Here is a 16,622-nt window from a genome sequence, read left to right on the forward strand (position 1 = left end):
GACTGCTCGCCGTAGCGGACACTCACCCCCGCCCTGCGGTAAGCGGTGCGCCGGTGCTCCAGCGCGGCGTTGTACAAGACGCGGTGATCGTCCAGACAGGCGGCGAGGGCGACCTCCTGATGGCGAGCCGGGCGCAACAGGAACGTGAACGACCGCCTCACCGCTTCCTCCGCTCCGCACGCAGACCCTCGGCGAGGAGAACGCACGCGGCGGCGTTGATCGAGATGCCGGTACGCGCGGCGTACTCCTCGATCTGCCGCTTCAGTTCCGGTGAGACGCGGAGGTTCAGCGACTCGCGGGGCGCCCCTCTAACCACAACCAAAACGCTACCACATATTAATCATGGAAAGGTGGGGAGCGCGAATTCCCCCGCCGGCTGAAACAGGCGGTCCCCTCCACGCGGAACCGATGGGGGTGCTCATGCTAGGACGCGGCGTCCGATTCGGGGGCGGCTCCCGGGGAAGCACTACTAGACTCTGCCTGTCCTTAGCCGTGGCCCGCCACGGTTTTCTGTGAGCGAGCTGGACGGAACCGCATGTCTGGGTATGACCGCGTAGTGCAACCCGCGGCCGGTGACGAGGCCCTGGAGAACCACCTGGGTGGGGACGAGGCCAAGAACTACCGGCAGTACGAGCTCGACACGGTCGCCCCGCACGTGGGCCGGTCCATGCTGGAGATCGGCTCGGGTCTGGGGCACTTCGCCGAGCAGTTCCTGCCCCGCCTGGACAGACTGGTGGTCAGCGACTTCGACCCCTACTGCGTGGAGCGGCTCCGCAAGCGCTTCGCCGGGCGCGACGACATCGACGTGCTGCAGTTCGGCCTGCCGACCGACATCCCGATCGGTGAGAAGGTCGACACGGTCGTGATGATGAACGTGCTGGAGCACATCGAGGAGGACGTCGAGGCCCTGCGCTCGCTGGCGAGGGTCACCCTGCCCGGCGGCCGGATCGTGATCTGGGTTCCGGGCTACATGCAGCTGTACGGAGACTTCGACCGCAAGGTCGGCCACGTCACCCGCTACACCCCGGCCACCCTGCGCAGCACGGTCTCCAGGGCGGGCCTGGACGTCGACGTGCTCAAGCCGATCAACTTCCTCGGCGGCATCGCCTGGTGGGCGGCGGTCCGCCGCGGCGGCGTCGGCTACCCCGACCCCCGCCTGGTCAAGATCTACGACCGTACGGTGGTACCGGCCACCCGCTTCATCGAGCGCTTCGTCCGCCCGCCGTTCGGCCAGACGGTCTTCTGCGTGGCCCGCGTCCCGAAGTAGAGCGTCCCGCCCCGAGCCCCGGCCCGGAATAAATGGTTTGCACCGTATGGCACGGCCGCCGTACGGTGATCGCATGTGGATCAACTCCTAAGAGCCGGCGTCGATCAGCCTCGTCTGATCCGCCCGCACTCAGCTCTCCGGCCCCGTTCGTCTGACGCGGCAGCTGAGTTTCCGGCACGGCCTACAGCCGCGTCGTCACTGTCTTCAAGGAGTCCATATGCGAATTCACGCGTCCAGCAAGCACGGAAACCACGGTAAGGCTCCCAAGCCTCGTATGCCGCTCCCCGGGCTGCCCGAGCTGCCCGAGCGGGGCCGACCCGCCCCGGCGCCGCGGCGCACGCCGATGCCGCCCATGCCGATGCGGCCGACCAGGCAGCCGCGCCGGATCCCCGGCAAGGGCGGTCGCTGACGGCTCGGACGCCCCGGTTCCGGCGTTCCGGAACCGGGGCGTGACGGGCGGAGGGAGCCGAGACCGCGGGCCGGGGCGCCGGATCGGGAGCACCGGGCCGGGAACACCGGGCTCACCAGCCGCACATCCCGTCACGGCCGCCCCACATGGGCCCCGGCCCGGACCACGATCCGTCGGGCGCGCCCCCGCCGCCGAACCAGGTCGCCAGCCACCGCCGCATCTGGACCATCTCGTCCTGCTGGGTGTTCCGCACCGTGCGGGCGAACGCCGCGACCTCGTCGTGCCGCGCGATCCCGTGCGCGAGCATCTGCTGGGACAGCATCACCGCGGCCATGTGGTGCGGGATCATGTCCCGCAGGAACGTCTCGTCCAGCGCGTCACCCGACAGTTTCGACAGATCACGCATCATCGGCCGGTAGGGGACCGCCGTGGACTCTCCTGGATACCACTCGGCCAGCCAGTTCCTCATCTTCGCGATCTCAGCGGTCTGCGTCGTCGCGATCGCCGCCCCCAACCGGCGCATCTCCGGGCGTCCGGAGCGCCGGAGCTGCTCCGCGGCGGCGACGGCCTCCTGGTGGTGGGGCACCATCCGCGTCAGATAGTCGAACTCGCTGTCCACCGAGCACATGGGTCCCATACCGGGCCCCATGTGGTCACCGTAGGTCTGCTCCTCGGAGGGAGCCGGCCTCGGCTGAACGTCGTTCACATTCGCCGCGGCGACCCCTGTCATCGCCGCGGCCACCAGAACCGACCCGGCGACGATCCCCCTCGTCACTGCGCGTCCCATCGCTCCCCCAACGGCTCGCGGAGTTCCTCACCCCCTACGGTGTCCCCACCGCACCCGTCGTGACCAGGGCCGATCGGCACACACTGTCGGGACCAAGGTCTCAGCGGCGCCGAGGTGAGACGTCCGGCCGGGCGGTGCTCCCCGCGACCGGTCAGAGGCGTTCGACGATCGTGACGTTGGCCTGGCCGCCGCCCTCGCACATCGTCTGCAGGCCGTACCGGCCGCCGGTGCGCTCCAGCTCGTGCAGCAGCTTGGTCATCAGGATCGCGCCGGTCGCGCCCAGCGGGTGGCCCAGGGCGATCGCGCCGCCGTTGGGGTTGACCCTGGCCGGGTCGGCGCCGACATCCTTGATCCAGGCCAGCGGGACCGGGGCGAACGCCTCGTTGATCTCGGTAACGTCGATGTCGTCGATGGACAGGCCCGCCTTCTTCAGCGCCTTCCCGGTCGCCTGGATCGGCGCGGTCAGCATGTAGACCGGGTCGCCGCCGGTGAGCGTCAGGGTGACGACGCGGGCCCTGGGGGTCAGGCCGTGGTCGCGGACCGCCTGCTCGGAGGCGATCAGCAGGGCCCCGGAGCCGTCGGAGATCTGCGAGGAGGTGGCCGCGGTGATCCGGCCGCCCTCCCGCAGTGTCTTCAGCGCCGCCATCTTCTCCAGCGTGGTGTCGGCGCGCGGGCCCTCGTCGTCCTCGACGCCGTTGATCGGGGCGATCTGGTCTCTGAAGTGGCCGTCCGCCACGGCCTGGGCCGCGCGCTGGTGGCTGCCGTAGGCGAACCGCTCCAGCTCCTCACGGCCGAGATCCCACTTCTCGCACATGAGCTCGGCGCCGCGGAACTGGGAGATCTCCTGCTTGCCGTACCGTTCCACCCACCGGTCACCGAAGGGGAAGGGCATGCCCTTCTCCAGCGCCACGGTGATGGGGGAGCCCATCGGCACGATGCTCATGGACTCCACTCCCGCGGCCACCACGAGATCCTGGGTGCCGGAGAGCACTCCCTGGGCCGCGAAGTGGATCGACTGCTGGGAGGAGCCGCACTGCCGGTCGACGGTCACCCCGGCCACGCTCTCCGGCAGGCCCGCCGACAGCCAGGCGTTACGCGCGATGTCCATGCTCTGCGGGCCGAACTGCATGACACAGCCCATGATCACGTCATCCACCGCGGCCGGGTCGACGCCCGTGCGCTCGATGAGTGCCCGGAGGGTGTGCGCGGCCAGGTCGGTGGGGTGGACGGCGGACAGGCCGCCCTTCTTTCTTCCCACCGGGGTGCGGACCGCTCCGACGATGTACGCCTCTGCCACAGTGCCTCCCGCGGGCGAAACCGAGCATTATTCGGTCATTGGCAGATTACCGCAGAACCCCCGCCCTGTCCCGCATCGGTCCGTAAGGGGGCCCGGAGAGAACCGCGCACCTGGACGGCCGGTCCGCGGGGTTCAGGACGGGCGGTTCAGCACGATGTAGCCGTCGCGCTCGAACACCTTGACGTAGCCGTCGCGCAACGCCTCGTCGACCCGCCGCCGCTGTGTGTCCTGGTCGGCGAACGGATAGGTCCACCGCGCCACGTCGGCCACGATCCAGGGCGCGCCGTAGGGCCGCGGCTCCCAGAGCAGCACCGTGGTCCGCGCGGTGAGCGCCGGTCCGACGCTGTTGGCGGCCTCCACCACCACCCCGTCCGGGACCTTGGCCACCGCCTCGCGCGCCGCCGCGACGTGCGGTTCCCCCCGGTAGAAGGACGGTTCCAGAAGGTCGCCGAGCGCGAACCTCGGGATGAGGGTGACGCCGATCACGCAGACCGCGAACGCCCAGCGCGCGGTCACGTCCCACCCGGGGAACCGCTTTCCGAGCCGGTGGGCGCCGTCCACCGCGGCACAGACCAGAACGGCGACCACGAAGGCGTTGTAGTGATACTCCGTCCCCCACCACTGCTGCCGGTCGGCCAGGAACCGCTCGACGACGAGCGGAAGCGCCGTCAGGACCAGCGGCGACAGAAGCGCGGTCAGCAGCGTCGGCCAGAGCAGGAGGACCAGGGTGTCCACCTTGGTCTCCGGGCTGACCATCTGCCAGAGCGCGCCCAGCGGGTCACGGGCGACGGAGAGCACGACCTCGCCAAGGGTCGCGCCCCGGTCGCCGTAGGCCCAGTGGAACCCGGCGGCCCCCGAGCCCGCCATCGGCATCAGCACGTTGCGGACGATCACCAGCGCCCCCAGCCCGAAGAGGACGAACGCCGCACCCTCCATCCGCCGCCGGGTGAGGAGGAGATGGACACCGAACCCCACGACCAGCAGGCCCATGTCCTCCTTGACCAGGAACAGGCCGATGACCGCGGGTATCGCCGCGGCCATCCGGCCGGCGTCGACCCGCTCGATCATGATCGCGCTGAGCAGGGGGACGAACGCCGCCTCGTGGACGTCGAACCCGGCGGCCTGCGCGACCGGCCACGACACCAGGTAGGCCACCGCGACCAGGTGGGCGGGGCCCGCGCCGACGCGGCGCTCGGCGTAGTGCCAGATCGGGACCGCCGCCAGCGCGAGCAGCACCCCCTGCGCGACGATCAGCGTCTCCGGCCCGCTGTGGATCCAGTACAGCGGGGCCAGAACCGCCACGATGGGCGAGAAGTGGTCGGCGAGCTGGAGGAAGTCCATCCCGACGCCGTACCGCATGCCGACCACCGGCTCCACGGGCGCGCCGAACGTGGCGTAGCCGCGCACGGCCTGGTCGAAGACGACCAGGTCGAAGGCGCTGGCCCTGAAGGTGAGAAGCCTGACCAGGCCGAGCACCGAGTAGGCCGTCGCGGCCAAGGCCACGAGCGCGCCCAGTGCCGCCCCGTGCCGCCGTCTCCGCAGGAATCCCAGGACATTCGAAACCCCGGGGGTCCAGCCCGTCGCCGTGGTCTCGGCGTTCATGCCCTGCGCGTGCTCGTCATCGTCGCGTAGGCGATGACATTGTCGGTGTAGTGACCGGTGGTGCGGTTGTAGGTGCCACCACACGTGATCAGGTGGAGCTGGGGGTTGGGCGATTCGCCGTACACACGCTGGGTGGGAAAGACGGACTTCTCCGCCTGTTCGAGGCCGCCCACCGTGAAGACCGCGACGATGCCGTCCTTGCGCCGCACCTCGATCACGTCACCGTTCCGGATCTCGTCGAGGCGGCTGAAGACCGCGCTCCCCGAGCGGGTGTCCTTGTGCCCCAGTATGATCGCCGGCCCCGCCTCCCCCGGGGTGGGTCCCGAGCGGTACCAGCCGACCAGGTTCGGGTCGGCGACCGGAGGCACCTCGATCGCGCCCTGCCCGTCGAGCCCGACCGAGCTGATCGGCGCGTTGATGCCGAGCCGTTTGACGACCAGGCGCACCGGGGTCGAGGGCTGCATGGCGGGAGCCGCCGGGATGCTCGGCAGAGGTGGCGGCGCGGTCGCGGGTGCCTGGAAATAGGGGTCCGGCAGGCCGGTGGCGTTCGCCTGGCTGCGGGGCGGCAGCGTGGTGCGCTGGTCGGCCAGGCCGTACTGCTCGGGCGCGACCATCATGAGCAGCAGGCCCACCAGCACCGTGACCACTCCGGCGACCCCGGCGAGGATGAGCACCGACCGCAGGATCCGGCCGTCGTTCACCCGCTCCTCGGGCCACTCCTCGTACGGCGGGCCGTACCCCTGGTAGACCGGATGCCCCTGAGGCGGGTAGGGCGGCTGGACCGGGCCATAGTGGTACGACGGCGCGGGCCGGGGAGCCCGAGGCGGTCGGCCGTCCGGCGTCGGGGTGGTCATCCAGCCGCTCCGGTCAGCCCCTGAGCGCGCTACGGCGGCGCAGCACGAGTCCGCCGATCCCGGCCAGGGCCATCAGCAGCGAGCCGCCGAGGACGATCATGCGGGCGTCCGGCCCGGCCTCCCCGCCACCGCCCGTCGAGGCCGCGCCCCGGGGGGTCTCCTCGACCTGCCTGTCCTTCATGGGCTTGGAGGTCTCGGTCCGGGTGAGGGTGATCGTCGGCTCGGGGGTGGCCGTAGGGGTGGAGCTTCCGGTCGGGAGGCCCGTGTTCGTCGGCGTGCCGGTCCCCATCCCGGCGCCCTGCGGCCTGACCGTGACCTGCAGCGCGGCGGTCGAAGCCTCGGCGGGGGCCGCGGTGCAGTCGTACAGGTCGGTCTTGGTCGCGGTGCCGGCCGCCGGGCTGTGGACGAGGGTGAAGTCGTGAGGCTGGATCCCGATGACCCCGGTCGCCGTGGGCGTCACCGTGATCAGCACGGTGGGAAACGGCAGCGCGGTGCCGGCCGCCACCGCTCCGGGGGTCGACGTGGCTCCCACCGTCCGGGTCTCCGTCGGGGACGGGAGGGGCGTGCCCGTGATCACCACGTCCGCGTCGACCGCGAGCCGGTCACCGGCCGCGATGGCGGAGGGCGCGGTCAGGGCCGGTCCGGGAACGGCGGGCTGACCGATCTTCCAGGTCGCCACGAGAGGGGAGTTGGGGACCGCGCTGAGCGGAGCGGTCAGGTCCATCTGCAGTTTGTAGCTGTTGCCGGTGCCCGTGCCGGTGCCGACGGGACCACCGACGGGATTGCAGGTGTAGGTGACCGGTTTGGGAATCGCCGCCAGAGAGGCGACCGCCGGCACGACCCCGAAGACGAGACCCCCGCTTACCGCTCCCACAACGACTGTCTTGGCCGCGACGCGACGCCGCGTCTTGGACTTCAGCACAGCTTCTCCCCATTTCGGCACAGCTGACCGCTTTGGCGCGGTTACCCACGATTCCAAGCCATGATCACAGTCCGAACCAGACCTTAAATAGATCTTAATGAAATGAGGCGGGAAGATGCGCGCAAGTCAGCAAAACGGGCATATTTTCTCTCCCGCCACATCATGGCCGCCTTCGCCCATCCGGCCCCCATCCACCACTCCCCGCCGCCCGCCGCCCGCCGCCCGCCGCCCGCCGGTGAACGGCGCGCGACCCGGTGAGCGTTCCGGGCCGCACCACTATTCGCGTGGCGCGCGAACCACCGCGGTGATGATCGGGAGCTCGAACTCGCCGTGCGCGGTCTCGGGGGTGGAACGCAGGTAGTCGACCACCCGAGCCAGCAGCTCGGCGCGCTCGGAGTCGGGGAGGGTGAGCACGTGGGAGTGGGTGGCGATCGTGGCCGCCATCGTCTCCGCGGTCCGGCGCTGAACGTGCGGGAAGCGGGCCTGCTCGACCTCCTGGAACCACGGCCCCCGCAGCGGGATCTCCTCGGACCGCCAATTGGTGAACGACACCGTGCTCCTGGCCACCCTCTTCAGCTCCCTCACCCATGGGATCTGGTCGTCGTCGAGGTTCCAGAGCCCGGCCAGCACCCCGCCCGGGGTCAGGACCCGGGCCATCTCCGGCAGGGCCCGATCGAGGTCGAACCAGTGCAGCGCCTGCCCGATCAGGATCGCGTCGACCGACCCGTCCGGCAGTGGGATCTTCTCAGCCGACCCGGTCAACGCCTGAGCCTCGGGCAGCCGCCGGCGGAGCTGGTCGAGCATGGCCGGATCGGGCTCCACCGCGATCACCTCGGCGACCTTGGCACCTTCGGCGAGCTCGGAGGTGTGCCGCAGCAGTACCTCGGTCAGCTTCCCCGTCCCGGCTCCCAGGTCGAGGACACGCAGCGGCACGCGGCCAGAGACGGGTTCGAGCGCCCACAGCACGGCGTCATCGGGATAGTCGGGCCGCTCCCGCGCGTACGCCGCGGCCTGGCCGCCGAACGACGACGCCCTTCGCGCGAGCGTCTCAGCATCGATACCACCGAAAGCGGATGATCTGCTCATACGTTTACGATAACCTCGCGAGCCCCGGTGATCTTGAACGAAAAATCATGTTTTGCACCGCCTTCAACCAGCCCCCGGCGAGCTCAGGTAGTCAGGACACATACCCCGTTTCACAGCACTCCCCGACGTTCCGCGCAAGAGGTCAGTTGTCGCTGAAGAGACGATCGCGCGTGGCACGCGCGACCCCGGGATCGTCGGCGAACACCCCGTCCACGTCGAGCCGGTAGAGCCGTTCCAGCCAGCCCATCACGTCACCGACCGCACGCGGATAGTCCGGGCTGGCCGGATCCCCCCTGCGGTACTCCAGCGGAAGATACTCGTTCTCGTTGCGGATGGTCGCGACATGAACCAGGAGCCCCTTCTGATGGGCGTCCTGGACGAGCGAGGTGGGCTCCCCCAGCCTCCCGTCGGAACGGGTGGGCACGATCCGCGAGGTGACCACGCCGATGCCGTTGGCGTACGTGGCGATTTGCGCCAGCCCGTCCGGGGTGATCAGATCACTGTAGGTGCGCGGGTCACCGGCCGTCGCCAGATCGTACGGCCTGCCTCCCCCGCCGATGAGCTGGACGAGCCGCACCCGGGTGGCGGAGCGCAACTCCTTGAGGTTGGCCGTCTCGAAGGACTGGATGAAGACCGGGGCGCACACGTCGTCCCAGCCACGGAGCCGGAGGGTCTCCACCAGCGGCCCTTCGAGCGGCAGCCCGATCGAGGCGAAGTAGGTCGAATGCTTGGTCTCGGGGTAGACGCCCACACCGCTCTGCTGGGCGAGCTGGACGACCTCGTCCAGCGTCGGGATCTGCGCCAGCCCGTTGTAGGCCGTGTTGCCCGGCCGTACCTGGGGGAGACGCTCCCTGGCCCGCAGGGTGCGCAGCTCGTCGAGCGTGAAGTCCTCGGTGAACCAGCCGGTCCGCCGGACACCGTCAACGACCTTGGCCGTCTTGCGGTCGGCGAACTCGGGGTGGTCCCTGACGTCGGTGGTCTTCGACAGCTCGTTCTCGTGCCGGGCGACCAGCACGTGATCCTTGGTGGAGACCAGATCGGGCTCGATGTAGTCGGCGCCCATCTGAATGGCCGCCTCGTAGGCGAGGAGTGTGTGCTCGGGCCGGAAGGCACTGGCGCCGCGATGCGCGATGACGATCGGCTCACGGCCACCACAGGTGGGCGCGTCCGCCGCGATCGCGGGCGGGAGCGCGACCGGCGCCGTCGCCCCCGTGAATCCGACCAGCACACCCGCCACGAGCACGGCGGGCATCCCGGCCCGCATCACCTTGCCCACCACCTCGGGCACCCCCACTCTCCGATCCTGTGGGGGGCACACTGGGTATCGGCAGACCTACCCTGAGCTACCGGTCGGCTAACGGTCATACCTGATCAGGTGCCAGACATCGGCGATACCCTCACGAACTCGGGAGGTTCGCGACGTCGGCGCTCTTCGGCGGCTCGTTCTCGTGCCGGGCGACCGGCACGCGGTCCTCGGTGGAGGCCGGATCAGCCCCCGGTGGAGACCGATGGAGACCGGAGCGGTCCCCGATGGAGGCCGGATCGGCCCCTGGTGAAGGCCGGATCGGGCTCGATCGGATCTGACGGGCCGTCAGTCCCCAGGGCAGACGCGATCCCGTACGGCGCGCGCGGCCACGGGATCGTTGGCGAACACCCCGTCCACGTCGAGCGCGAAGAGCCGTTTCAGCCAGCTCTCCACGTCGCCGGCGGCACGCCGGTAGGCAGGGCGGGCCGGATCCCCCCGCCGGTAGTCCGCCGGGAGTCCCGCGTTCTCGTTCCGGACGGTCGCGACGAGAACCTGGAGGCCCAGCCGGTGGGCGTCCCGGACGAGCGAGGTCGGCGTTCCCAGCCTCCCGTCGGAGCCGAGAGGCACGACCCGCGAGGTGATCACCCCGATGCCGTCGGCGTACGTGGCGATCTGCGCCAGGCCCTGCGGGGTGATCAGATCGCTGTAGCTGCGCCGGTCACCGGCGGCCACCAGATCGTACGGCCTGCCGCTCGCGCCGATGAGCTGGACGAGCCGGAGCCGTGTGACGGAGCGCAGCCTCTTGAGCGTGGTGGTCTCGAACGACTGGATGAAGACCGGGGCTCCGCTGTCCTTCCAGCCGTACCGTCCGAGGGTCTGCAGCAGCGGCCCCTCGATCGGCAGCCCGATCGAGGCGAAGTAGGTCGAATACTTGATCTCGGGGCAGACGCCCACGCCGTACCGCCGGGCGAGCTGGACGACCTCGTCCAGCGTCGGGATCCCCGCCTGCCCGTCGTACGCCCTGTTGCGCGGGCGCCGCTTAGGGAAACGCTCCCGAGCCCGGAGGGTGCGCAGCTCGTCGAGCGTGAAGTCCTCGGTGAACCAGCCGGTCCTCTGGCGGCCGTTGATGGTCTTGGTCGTCCTGCGACCGGCGAACTCGGGGTGGTTCGCGACGTCGGTGGTCTTCGACAGCTCGTTCTCGTGCCGGGCGACCAGCACGTGATCCTTGGTGGAGACCAGGTCGGGCTCGATGTAGTCGGCGCCCATCCGGACGGCCAGCCGGTAGGCGGCAAGCGTGTGCTCGGGCCGGAAGGCGCTGGCCCCCCGATGCGCGATGACGATCGGCACGCGATCGTCGGACCCGACCGGCCCGGTCACCGCCTCCGCGGACCGCGGCGCGACGAGCGCCGCCCCTTCCACGAGCCCGGCTGTCACCAGCACGGCCGCCATAAGCACGGCGGGCGCCCCGCCCCGCACCACCTTGCCCATCACCTCGGGCACCCCCGCTCTCCGATCCTGTGGGGGGCCGTGTCAGCACCAGCACCTCTACCCCGGATCGGCGGGAAAGACTCTCCGCCCACGAGACGACCACACATCACCATCAATCAGCACCCATCGCCCACCCACCACGCGGGTACGACGAGCGGCGACACCGGCCTGACCTGCACCGGTGAACAACGCGCAACCCGGCGAGCATTCCCGGTCACCACGGTCCACGGCCGGTACGACCGGACCGGCGCCCACGTCCTTGGCGGGGGTCAGCCCTCCTGCCCACTCTCCTCGTTCTGGCCGGTCCCCGTGGTAGGCCCGGTGCCGGTAGCGGGCCCCGTGGTGGGGCCGGCACCCGTGGCCGGCAGGGCGCTCCCCCGCTTCCACTGCTTCCAGCTGAGCTGCCAGAAGCTCCAGCCGTTGCGCCAGTCGAGCTTCCGCCTGGTGCCGGTGATCTGCACGACGTCGCCACGCTGGGCGATCCCGTAGAACCACTTGGCCCCGGCGGGCGTGGCGCGCACGCAGCCATGGCTCTGGTTGGACCTGCCGAGAAACTGGTAGGCGCCCGCGCTCTGGTGGACGTACTCACCGCTGTCGGAGATCCGTACCGCCCAGGGGATCTCCAGCTTGTAGTAGAGACTGTCCTTGGGGTCGGTGACGCCCAGCCAGGAGGAGGTCATGGTCTCCACCTCCTTCTTGCCCATCGTGAGGTGGACGCCGCTGGTGGTGAGGTAGACGTCGACACCGTTCTTGACCAGGCCGCCCCGGCCCGCGCTGATCGGGATGCGCTTGACGAGCTTGCCGTCACGGCGGACCCTCATCACGTGCTTGCGGGTGTCGACCACGGAGACGTTGGCCGTGCCGACCGCGAAGCGGCGGGTGACGTCCTTGGTGGCCTCGTTGCCGGGAATCTGGCTGAGGCGGGCGGTGAGGAGGACCTTCTGGTGCGGGCGCCAGAAGGTCCTGGTGCGGTAGACGACCTTGCGGTCGGAGACCCAGCGCCAGGCGCCCTCGACCGGCCTGTCCGCCTGGACCTGCAACACCGCCTCGGCCGCGGCCCGGTTGGCGACCGGCTTGTCGAAGGTGACGATGATCGGAAAGCCGACGCCGACGGTCTCGGTCTTCTCGTCCATCGGCGTGATGTCGGCGATGCCGAGCGGCTCCTTCCGCGGAGCGGCCTTGCCGGCGACACCCCCCGCCGGAGGCGAGACGTCCCCACTCCCGACCTTGCCCCCCTTACCGGCTCTACCAGCCTTACCGGCTTTACCTGCCACAACGGTCCCGCCGGTCTCGGCGGTCCTGCCGATCTCAGCGGTGGCTCCGACGGGCGCGGGTACGGGCTGAGCGGCCGGGTGGCCTTCCACGGAGCAGGCCGCCGCACCTGCGAGGGCGACGAGGGCAAGCGAGGCATGAGCCATCCGCTTGAGGGTGTTCACGGTCTACTCCTCATATATGAGCTTTCGCGCCACTTTCGGACTTAGCGCGTTCCACTCGTGAGACAGCCGAGAACTGGGTTATGGCCTACCTTGCCCCATAACGATCAAGTAACAGCATGTACGGCGGCCGGACGGCACCTTCACCTCGCCAAGCAGGAGCGTTCCCGGAGAGTCACTCTCGGGACAGCAGGCGCGAAATCCGGCTACAGAGCGCCCGCTCTCGCCCGGGACCACACCGGACGCCGATCCACAGGATCGCTCGCGCGCCGGGAGCGAGTCGATGGTCATCGACCGGCCGGTCCGTCCCCCACTGATCCCGGCGGACAAGGGTGGTCCGGCGGGGGAGGTCGACCCGATGGTCAACGGAGTCGACGCGGTCAGCCTGGCCGCTCAGCACGTCACCCTACGCCTGGACGGCGTCACCGCCCACATGATGGGCGCCCAGCGGATGCCGGTGTGCATGGTTCGCTGCGCGTTGCCGACTACCGAGTGGGGGCGCCTTCGCAGTGCCCGCTGGGGTAGTCACCGGTCAGTGAACCGTCAGTCGTGTCCATACCCGCAAGATCGTCACCGTGGTCGCCAACCCGCCACATCGCCATCAACCACGAGGACGAACCGATCACGGCCTGCCGCACACCACGGCCCGAGAAATCAGCAGAATCAAATTCAAATCACATACTAACCTCGGGCTTTCATCTGTTCTCGGCCGCAGGGCACCTGGTCAAAGGCGGGAGAAGAGTCCGGCTCCGCCTGGCCGGACGATGGCGGGGGGCCGGTCTGATCGTCGCTGCGGTTACCCGGCTACAGGCCCTGCCCGCGCTCTGACTCGCCCTCAGCTGTCCCAGCAACCCCAGAAAGGAGAACCAGCCAGGCCTTGTGGAACCCCGCTCACCCGACGCGATAGCCGGGCCGCCAGGCTGACCCGCCGGCGAAAAGCCTCAGTTGGTCGGCTCACTACGCGCCCCGGCCAATCTCACGAAACATCAAGGTTAGATTCGCCCAACTCACCCCCTTTCAGAGACGAACGGGACGTCGAGACGCAGACATAAATCCACGCGAAACGTCCATTTTTCGGACCGCACAGGAAGGCGTTATCATGAAATCACGTGTACGATCTTTCCGGGTAGCCGATGATGCCAGTATGCGCGGACGTGTGCAGGTATGGGGCGGAGCCGTGGTCGCAGTGACGGCCGTGGCAGCGTTAAGCATCTACTTGGAGAGGGTGGGGCTGGATAATGCCGATAAACTGGCCAGCGTCATGGCGCTATTCGTCGCGCTGGCCGGGCTGGGGGTGACGGTGTACAGCATGATCGCTGACCGCAACGGCAGCAACGGCGAACATGCTAGCCAGGGCGCCTCGACTCCTGATGAACGCGCGATGGCCACCGGTGGCGATAGTAGCGAGGTGGTCTCGCCCGGCGATGGAACAAGCAACATCCAGATGAACGCTGAGGCATCCGGGCAGGGCCGGATATATCAAGCTGGACATGACCAGACCATCAACGAGCGATGAGCACCCCGCCGACCGATCCGGATCCACCGGAGCGCCTCCCTGGTAAGTCCGTCCGAATGGACGCCACAGCCTCCGAGCAGGGCAGGCTGTATCAGGCCGGACACGCCCAGATCATCAACCAAGTGATTCATGCGCCCGCGAAGGAAGACCAAGGGGCTTGGGGGCGATTGGCTGTCGTCGCGGGAATACTCCTCCTGTTTTTCACAGTGTCGCTCACCACCTCCCGGGGCCCATCCGAAGCGCCGCACGCATCGGGCGATGCGCATCGCAGCTATCCAGACGAAACAGATGTTAAGAAGGAGCAGCCCGAAACCCCCCGTGAAGACGGCGACGGCACAGGCGGAGCCGGAAAGACCAACCCGAACAGGCTGGGCCCAGACTGGGATGACCGCGGCGTCATCCAGGCCCAGGAGTTCCCCTCCACCAGCCGTTTCTGGATGGTCGACATCAACAAGGACCGCAAAGCCGAGTTCGTGGCGGTCGACGAAAACCAGAACTTCCGGTTCTGGTGGAACAGCGGCCCTGCGGGCAAGGACTGGGTTCCCTTCGTCGAAGGGAAAAACTCTTACAGACCCGCCCCTGGGGCGGTCGGCAACCAGCTGCACTTCGGCGATCTGGATGGTGACGGCTTCCCTGACTGCATGGTCGTCGATCTGAGTGGCCAGATGACGGTCTACACCTGGCAGGGCGACAACCCGTCTGGTGCACGCATGTGCATGAGCCGCTACGACGGGTTCGCCAGCGTCTTCTCCAACGACGCCGCAGAAGACAGGCCGACCATCGCCCCGGGCACAAAGATCCGTTTCGCCGACATCACAGGGGAAGGGCGTGACGACTACCTGCTGACCAAGCCAGACGGCACGACGCTCGCCTGGTACAACAAAGGTTTCCAAGGCAAAGGCAACGATAAATACCTGGACTGGGACCCTCGCCAAACCATTAACGTCGCTCTGGAAAGCCCGTGGGAGATCAGGTACGCCGACATCAACGGGGACAAACGCGCTGACCAGATCCTCATCACCGCCGGGGGCGGCGCCCGAGCGTGGATCAACGAAGGACCCGTTGGCATGAGCGGAACCTACCGCGACATCGGCAAGATCGCCGGTGACACCGGGGTCCCTCCCAAAGACATTCAGTTCGCCGACCTCGACGGCGATGGCAAGGCCGACTTTCTGCGCATCAGCCAGACCGGTGTCGCCCATGCCTGGCTCAACAAGCTGGAGCCGGACTACTTCGACACCTTCCACCCTTAAAGACGGATTTCCGAAATCCACCGACATCTGCACAGTTCAGGCGGGGGAAGCCCCACCGTTCTTTGCGGACGACGAGCCCAGTGCTGTCAGCCGATGTAGCCCGGGCCTCCGGGGGCCATCCTGATCCGGCTCGTAGACCACCCTGCGCATCTCCCAGGGACGATCATGTAGGCACCCTTGCGTCCGCCCTGGGGTCCGGATCGGGGAACTCCATCCCGTCCAACGGCCCGCCCACCAACGTCACCTGTTCAATCGCCATCCCAACAGCATGCGCTCTCCCGGCGAGCGGAGCTACCCGGTTCTAACCCCGGCAGCAATCGCCGAACATCTGGCAGTCCCCCACCCCTTGAGTATCGTTCTCGATATAGGGATACCGAGAGGGAGATTATGACCGAACCACCACAGAAGATCCGCCTCACCACCACCACATCTCGTCCTGGACCTGTTCCTCGCCACTGACCCCGCCGACCCGCTATGGGGATACCGGATCACCGAGGAGACCGGACTCGGCCCCGGCACCGTCTACCCCCTCCTGGAACGCCTGGAGAAAGCCAGCTGGATCAACGGCTTCCGGGAGACCGGCGTCCCGAACCGGCCGCGCCACTGCTTCTACGCCCTGTCCAGCACCGGCCGCCAGGAGTACGCCGCATTGCAGGCCGCGCGTGGGCGCGGACGGCTACCGCGCTGGGGATGGGCTCCAGGAGGTGCCCAGCATTGACGGACGAGTCCCGTACTCCCGAACCACAGCCACCTAGTAACCGCTCCACCGGCATTGACATCGTCGGCGGTGTCGTCAGCGTTGTCGTCGTACTAAGCAAGAAAGCTGGGGGTTATGCCGGATCAGAGATCATGAGCCCGGTTTCGACGATGAAACCGTTCAGCAGGTCGGGCCGGTACTGCATGGGTTTGAGCCGGTTCTTGATCAGGGCGGTGAGCTCGTCGATGCCGTGGACGGTGAAGTTGAACAGCTTGGTGCGCAGGTTGGACCACACGCCCTCGGCCGGGTTCAGCTCAGGCGCATACGCCGGGAACCGTAGACCAGTAACCAGTCCTGGCGGACGGCGATCCACGCGCGCGTCTGGGCGCTGACGTGCTCGGGCAGGCTGCCTGCACCAGCGAGATCGGGCCGCCCAGCTGGGTGTGCGCGGCCTGGAGCAGTGCTTGGAAGTCGGCCACCGTGAAGCCCCTCGGCTTGTGCCTGCGCTGGTGGTAGGTGCGCATACGGTAGATCAGTCGCGTCCGCATCCCCGGTTTGGCGCAGATCAGCGCGGCGATCGAGACCCGCCCACGGCCACGGCAGGCCACCGGCAACACCGGGGTGTGCCCCTTGCGGGCTCAGGTCCTGCCCTTGGGCGGTCTCAGGTTCTGGCTCTGGCAAGATTTTCGTGACGGGTGACGGAAAGTCACGTTGGTGGCATGGTGGCGGTTGTGTGAAGAACTGCTGCGCATCGTCTTTCCGTAT

At 68.6% G+C, this 16,622-nt stretch carries 18 protein-coding genes; 5 read left to right on the forward strand and 13 right to left on the reverse strand.

All coding sequences use genetic code 11. The features are described 5' to 3' along the window. Window positions 1-206 (reverse strand): helix-turn-helix domain-containing protein (locus ACWEF2_RS30765; protein ID WP_453819781.1); only part of this gene is annotated, 206 nt, incomplete at its 3' end. Continuing rightward, window positions 158-316, reverse strand: coding sequence for a toxin-antitoxin system HicB family antitoxin (locus ACWEF2_RS30770; protein WP_189792892.1), 159 nt, complete (start codon window positions 314-316; stop codon window positions 158-160). The genes ACWEF2_RS30770 and ACWEF2_RS30765, both read right to left, overlap by 49 nt. Window positions 317-535: 219 nt before the next feature. On the opposite strand from ACWEF2_RS30770, the gene ACWEF2_RS30775 reads away from it, so the two are divergent. Beyond that, the gene (locus ACWEF2_RS30775; RefSeq protein ID WP_453819782.1) at window positions 536-1,267 is read left to right on the forward strand and encodes a class I SAM-dependent methyltransferase; all 732 of its coding nucleotides are present in this window, start codon (window positions 536-538) and stop codon (window positions 1,265-1,267) included. Window positions 1,268-1,484: 217 nt separating this feature from the next. Continuing rightward, window positions 1,485-1,676: a hypothetical protein gene (locus ACWEF2_RS30780; protein WP_453819783.1), complete on the forward strand. Its 192-nt coding sequence runs from the start codon at window positions 1,485-1,487 to the stop codon at window positions 1,674-1,676. 112 nt (window positions 1,677-1,788) lie between these two features. On the opposite strand, the gene ACWEF2_RS30785 is transcribed toward ACWEF2_RS30780, so the two are convergent. From ACWEF2_RS30785 to ACWEF2_RS30825, 9 genes are all read right to left on the reverse strand, one after another. Further along, window positions 1,789-2,451, reverse strand: coding sequence for a DUF305 domain-containing protein (locus ACWEF2_RS30785; RefSeq protein ID WP_453819784.1), 663 nt, complete (start codon window positions 2,449-2,451; stop codon window positions 1,789-1,791). Window positions 2,452-2,614: 163 nt separating this feature from the next. Continuing rightward, a complete protein-coding gene (locus tag ACWEF2_RS30790; protein WP_453819785.1) occupies window positions 2,615-3,760 on the reverse strand; it encodes an acetyl-CoA C-acetyltransferase in 1,146 nt (381 codons plus the stop codon). A 132-nt stretch (window positions 3,761-3,892) separates the two neighbouring features. Continuing rightward, entirely contained in the window at window positions 3,893-5,362 is a 1,470-nt protein-coding gene (locus ACWEF2_RS30795) for a DUF2079 domain-containing protein (RefSeq protein WP_453819786.1), read from the reverse strand. After that, on the reverse strand, window positions 5,359-6,216 hold the full coding sequence (locus ACWEF2_RS30800; protein WP_453819787.1) for a class F sortase: 858 nt from the start codon (window positions 6,214-6,216) through the stop codon (window positions 5,359-5,361). Before ACWEF2_RS30800 ends, ACWEF2_RS30795 begins: the two co-directional genes overlap by 4 nt. 13 nt (window positions 6,217-6,229) lie before the next feature. After that, a complete protein-coding gene (locus ACWEF2_RS30805; RefSeq protein ID WP_453819788.1) occupies window positions 6,230-7,138 on the reverse strand; it encodes a hypothetical protein in 909 nt (302 codons plus the stop codon). Between the two features lie 276 nt (window positions 7,139-7,414). Further along, window positions 7,415-8,224 (reverse strand): class I SAM-dependent methyltransferase, encoded by an 810-nt coding sequence (locus ACWEF2_RS30810; RefSeq protein WP_453819789.1) that lies wholly within the window; start codon window positions 8,222-8,224, stop codon window positions 7,415-7,417. 142 nt (window positions 8,225-8,366) lie between these two features. Continuing rightward, entirely contained in the window at window positions 8,367-9,518 is a 1,152-nt protein-coding gene (locus tag ACWEF2_RS30815; protein WP_453819790.1) for a glycerophosphodiester phosphodiesterase, read from the reverse strand. Window positions 9,519-9,815: 297 nt separating this feature from the next. Next, entirely contained in the window at window positions 9,816-10,970 is a 1,155-nt protein-coding gene (locus ACWEF2_RS30820; RefSeq protein ID WP_453819791.1) for a glycerophosphodiester phosphodiesterase, read from the reverse strand. A 257-nt stretch (window positions 10,971-11,227) separates the two neighbouring features. Continuing rightward, a complete protein-coding gene (locus ACWEF2_RS30825) occupies window positions 11,228-12,394 on the reverse strand; it encodes a L,D-transpeptidase (RefSeq protein ID WP_453819792.1) in 1,167 nt (388 codons plus the stop codon). Between the two features lie 1,141 nt (window positions 12,395-13,535). Between ACWEF2_RS30825 and ACWEF2_RS30830 the strand changes: the two genes are divergently transcribed. The 3 genes from ACWEF2_RS30830 (at window position 13,536) to ACWEF2_RS30840 (ending at window position 15,878) form a co-directional block, all read left to right on the forward strand. Next, window positions 13,536-13,907 carry a hypothetical protein gene (locus tag ACWEF2_RS30830; protein WP_453819793.1) on the forward strand — a complete coding sequence of 124 codons (372 nt, stop codon included), beginning with the start codon at window positions 13,536-13,538 and terminating at the stop codon, window positions 13,905-13,907. A 56-nt stretch (window positions 13,908-13,963) separates the two neighbouring features. Then, window positions 13,964-15,160: an FG-GAP repeat domain-containing protein gene (locus tag ACWEF2_RS30835; RefSeq protein WP_453819794.1), complete on the forward strand. Its 1,197-nt coding sequence runs from the start codon at window positions 13,964-13,966 to the stop codon at window positions 15,158-15,160. Between the two features lie 487 nt (window positions 15,161-15,647). Then, window positions 15,648-15,878: a PadR family transcriptional regulator gene (locus ACWEF2_RS30840; RefSeq protein WP_453819797.1), complete on the forward strand. Its 231-nt coding sequence runs from the start codon at window positions 15,648-15,650 to the stop codon at window positions 15,876-15,878. A 112-nt stretch (window positions 15,879-15,990) separates the two neighbouring features. Here the strand turns inward: ACWEF2_RS30840 and ACWEF2_RS30845 are convergent, their stop codons facing one another. Both ACWEF2_RS30845 and ACWEF2_RS30850 read right to left on the reverse strand, forming a co-directional pair. Then, complete coding sequence (locus tag ACWEF2_RS30845; protein WP_453819795.1) at window positions 15,991-16,152, reverse strand: hypothetical protein; 162 nt, start codon at window positions 16,150-16,152, stop codon at window positions 15,991-15,993. A 19-nt stretch (window positions 16,153-16,171) separates the two neighbouring features. Further along, on the reverse strand, window positions 16,172-16,474 hold the full coding sequence (locus tag ACWEF2_RS30850; RefSeq protein ID WP_453819796.1) for a hypothetical protein: 303 nt from the start codon (window positions 16,472-16,474) through the stop codon (window positions 16,172-16,174). Between the last annotated feature and the right edge of the window lie 148 nt (window positions 16,475-16,622).

It is taken from the genome of Streptosporangium sp. NPDC004631, assembly GCF_053601935.1.